5 protein-coding genes are annotated in these 4,492 nt (G+C 38.2%); all 5 read left to right on the forward strand.

Going from position 1 to position 4,492, the window contains the following annotated elements; genetic code table 11:
- Window positions 1-142 precede the first annotated feature (142 nt).
- The 5 genes from I8751_RS17060 (at window position 143) to cpdA (ending at window position 4,464) form a co-directional block, all read left to right on the forward strand.
- Window positions 143-844, forward strand: coding sequence for a DUF6391 domain-containing protein (locus tag I8751_RS17060; RefSeq protein WP_214440324.1), 702 nt, complete (start codon window positions 143-145; stop codon window positions 842-844).
- A 297-nt stretch (window positions 845-1,141) separates the two neighbouring features.
- The gene (locus I8751_RS17065) at window positions 1,142-2,134 is read left to right on the forward strand and encodes a glycosyltransferase (RefSeq protein ID WP_214440325.1); all 993 of its coding nucleotides are present in this window, start codon (window positions 1,142-1,144) and stop codon (window positions 2,132-2,134) included.
- 162 nt (window positions 2,135-2,296) lie between these two features.
- Window positions 2,297-2,695, forward strand: a complete 399-nt coding sequence (locus I8751_RS17070; RefSeq protein ID WP_225894211.1) for a hypothetical protein — start codon at window positions 2,297-2,299, stop codon at window positions 2,693-2,695.
- A 114-nt stretch (window positions 2,696-2,809) separates the two neighbouring features.
- Window positions 2,810-3,130: a hypothetical protein gene (locus I8751_RS17075; protein WP_214440326.1), complete on the forward strand. Its 321-nt coding sequence runs from the start codon at window positions 2,810-2,812 to the stop codon at window positions 3,128-3,130.
- A gap of 536 nt (window positions 3,131-3,666) precedes the next feature.
- Entirely contained in the window at window positions 3,667-4,464 is a 798-nt protein-coding gene (gene cpdA / locus I8751_RS17080; protein ID WP_214440327.1) for a 3',5'-cyclic-AMP phosphodiesterase, read from the forward strand.
- Window positions 4,465-4,492 lie beyond the last annotated feature (28 nt).

Consider the following 4,492-nt stretch of genomic DNA (forward strand, 5'->3'; position numbering starts at 1 on the left):
GGCCCTTCCCCTTTCCCCCTTACCCCTTCTTTCCCATGCCCCATATCCAATCATCAACAAAAATTAGCAATAATTCTTTGCCTCAAGCGCTACATTTGTAAGAAATCTATGTTGCTCCATCGACTTGGAAAGTAGTGTTCCTATGAATACTTCTGCTTCTGTTAAAGGTGGCTCGTCTTCCTTTGACTTTTTTAGTTTAGATTTGACGATACCTTTGTCTTGGCAAATTACTAGTCAAGACAATCTGATTGCAGACTGTCCGCAACCCACGTCAGATGCGGAGTTACTCAAGCAACTGTCATTTATTCCAGGGTTGAAAGAAATGATCATGGTGCGGCAAGTTCACGCCCTAGAACATGCTACTGTTTGGGTTCTCAGCGAATCAAAAATTGCCCATCCCCCTACAGTCAGGCCCCCCAAGATTAAAGTTGATGACGAATTATTGAGTGGTTTGTCTACAGAGCAGGGATTTTACCTGTATGGTGAAGTGAATATTAGCGATTTGCGGCGTGCCGTGAGCCTTGGTCTACATCGCCTCACTAGTGGCGAATGGAATTTGGCTGTACATCCTCGTTGTGGTACAAATTTATCGGTGGCGATGTTATTGACAGCAGGACTAGCCGTGGGTGTACATCTTTTGCTACCGTTTCGACCGATCGAGCAATTGATAGGTTTGGGGTTAGCAGCTACAACAGCAGCCGAAATTTCAGCAGATTTAGGTTCTATGGCACAGCGTTATGTAACTACTGCCATTCCCTTTAATCTGAAAATTGAGAATATTACTCGTACATCTGATAGTTGGGGACGTGAGTCACATTTTGTCAAGGTGAACTGGCAAGATTGATGTACAAATTTTTTAAATCATCTCTTCAAATTAATTCCATAGCTTCAGCAACTTTGAATGTGTCAGTATTCCCAAGGGGTAAGGAATGGGAACGGTAAACAGGATAAAAAAGTTGAAATTATTTAAGTAATATTAATCTTTTGACGAAGGTAGTATTATTTTAAACTGTTACAAATACATACAACTTAATTTTAGGTGTTTTGTAAAACTAACAGCGATCGCCTACGGCAAACGGATACGCCATCACGCATAAATTAAGCTAACCTACATGTTAGTACATTTTACGAGGTTTACATCATGAGAAAGCTTTATTTTTTGCTGCCAGGAACTGATGGTAAATTTGCTTGTGGTGGTCTTTGGGCAGAATTAAAAACAGTGCATCTCGTTCAACAGATATGTAGTGCTGAAGTTGTGACTTATCGTCAACGAGAAAAAGGCAAACTTTTCCTAGATGATTTGCTAAAGGAGTCAAAATTAGATGATGTGATTTTTGTAATTAGCTGGGGATTTGATATTGCGAAACTTGTTATAAAGCTAAAACCTTACAATGTGGTTTATCATGCCCATAGTGCAGGTTACAACTTCCGACTTCCTGGCAGTATTCCTATCATCGCTGTGAGCCGTAATACGATGGGATATTGGGGACAACAATCTCCTAACTCTTTGATTTATTATTTACCTAATCAAATTAGTAACGAATTTCAAAATTTACATTTGCAACGTGATATTGATGTTTTAGTTCAAGTGCGGAAATCTTCTGAGTATCTAATTAAAGAATTGATTCCAGCATTGCAGCAGCAATGTCAAGTGTGTGTGGTTGACTCTTATATAGAAGACTTACCTCGACTATTTAATCGAGCTAAAATTTACCTCTATGACTCCGCTGAATATTGGGCACAACAGCGTGTGAGTGAAGGTTTTGGACTGCAACCAATGGAGGCTTTAGCCTGTGGGTGTCGAGTATTCTCTAGTGTGAATGGTGGACTCTCAGATTATTTAGATCCGGGATTTAATTGCTATAAAATTGCTGGATATTCCAAAGAGTACGATATCCAGCGAATCATGAAATTACTTAACTCTCCTGTATCATTTACTTTATCTGAACAATTTTTTCTAGAGCATCGGACTGAAAATATTATTAAGCGTTTGCAAATAATTTTAGAACAAATAAATGAATTTTTTGATCATAAAGTGCATTATCCAGCCAATATTAAGGGTTTATCGAGAAGACGTATAGTAAAATTACTTACTCAAAGGATATATGGAAAGTTAAAGAAGAAATATTTTTAGGGATTGTTACGGTAATTTGCCCTAAGTTATATAGAATTTAAACTCGTGGTACATTAGAACTGCTCTAAGCTATTAGGTCTATTTTTTGTCAATAATTGTGTGCTTTCTTGATAACTCCAGATAACATAGAATTGCACTCGCAAGCATTCTCTGGGGAGTTGAATGATGAAATACCCACTTCTAAGTTTATTGACGGTAATTAGTGCGATCGCTTTCGCTCATCCTGCTTATGCCAACGAGGAGAATTTACCTCATATAATTACTGAGCGTCATCAGGCTGCTGTTCTAGTCACTGAACCAGTTACTATTAATGGGGGCACAAATAATGCCTTTGATCGAATTGATAATCTCAAACAAGTTGCTGAAGAAATTGGTTCAGCCCGTGCAGGAGAATGCCCAAAGATGAATCCTCTAGATTTCATTAACAATCCGGCGGCCATCTTGAAGCAATGTCAACAACAAACTAATAACCCAAATCCTCAACGTACTGCTGAGCCAATTGAATATTTCAAGGTGCCACGACTCGATTCTGGTATTAGTGTAACAGTCACTAAATTTTGAAAAATGGCAAGAAACAATAAACTTAAAAAATTATCGTTTCTAATGCCTCTAAGCATTGGCGGTTAACTTTTGGGTAGATGTTCAATTTAGGAATCATAGACTAACTACAATTTCATGAGTAAATTTCAGATTGATATCGACTTTAGCAGTGTAGATCTAGCATCTCTAGAAACAGAAGAAGATTACCAGAGAGAGGCAAAAATATTACTACCCCAAGCGCTCTTTAAAGTAGGCGAAACTATTGGTGAGAAGACATGGGAAGAATTAAATAAAAATCTTAAGGAACCCGGAATGAAGCAAAGATCTTCTCAGAGTGAAAAACGTAGATTTATTCAAGAAACAGGAAGAACTTATCAAAGAAAGGCAAGTAGCCGAGAAAAACAAGAACTGGAAGAATATATAGTAGAACAATTACGTACTTACCATAAACCATAAGCTACCTTGCTCTGGTTTTTTTAGTACTGGTTGAAATTAATGTCTCTCAATATTTTAGTCACAAGCTCCCAGAGTGTACTGTGAGATACGATCGCCTGTCTTAAAAGTAGTATTAGATATGGAAATATTCTCTAAGCGTATCTGAATTATCAGAGCGATCGCAGAGGATTTTTTCAGCAAATTAGTAGATTTGGATGACTGGTACAGAGATTACATCAATCTGTGGGTATGACTACTTTTAGCGATGAGTGTCATAAAATACAAAATGAATCCTAATTTCTATCTTAGGATAGATGAAAAAATAATGATTACAGGATTTTGTAGACTCATGTAAATTTTGTTTTTTGTAGTTAGGGATTATTACGTAAAATCACAAGACATTGGTTTACTCAGAGCTGAAGCTGGGAGGTAAATTACCTGATTCATTTCGTAAAAGGGAGTTAACTAGGTTGCTAGTTTTACTACTTTAGATAAAATCAGTTATTTTCCTGAAAGGAGAATCCGATATTAAGACGCACAAGTTGCTATCAGTAAAGATGAATCAAGTGTCTCCCATATCAATTGCTCAGTTAACAGATATACATCTGTTTGCGTCGGAAAATCAGCGACTCCTAGGAATGCCTACTACAGAGTCTTTCCAAGCAGTTATAAAACGATTAAAGAAACTACGATCTGAACTTGATTTACTACTATTAACAGGAGATTTATCTGGTGATGGTACACCTGAATCATACGAAAATCTTCAAACCCTGCTAAATCCATTGCAAATACCTACTTACTGGTTGCCAGGAAACCATGACTGTGCTACTGCCATGGATGAAATCTTAAATATGGGGATGCTTTCCCGCCGTAAATCCTTTAAGCGCGGCAGTTGGAATTTTATCTTGCTTAACTCTTCCATACCTGGGTGCGTGCATGGGGAGCTTGCACCTCAAACCTTAGATTGGCTGGACTCTGAGTTGAAAATACTAGGCAATAACCCGACTGTGGTAGCGCTACATCATCCACCTTTGCCAGTAAATTCTGCATGGTTAGATACCATCTCTCTCAGAAATCCTCAAGAATTTTTTGCCGTTATTGATCGCTATCCCCAAGTTAAGTTAGTCTTATTTGGTCATATCCACCAAGAATTTCAACGCCAGCGCCACAATGTTGAATATCTAGGTACTCCTTCAACTTGCATTCAGTTCCAGTCAAAAAGCCCAACTTTTGCCATCAACCAACAACCTCCAGGATTTCGTTTTTTGAAACTATACCCCAATGGCAACTGGGAAACTTGGGTTGAGCGAATTCCTTATTTTCATCCATTGGAGTTAGCCGCTACAGGGTATTAAGAAGGGGGCATGGGGCATGGGGAATGGG

The sequence above is a fragment of the Atlanticothrix silvestris CENA357 genome (assembly GCF_016056295.1).
GTDB lineage: Bacteria > Cyanobacteriota > Cyanobacteriia > Cyanobacteriales > Nostocaceae > Atlanticothrix > Atlanticothrix silvestris.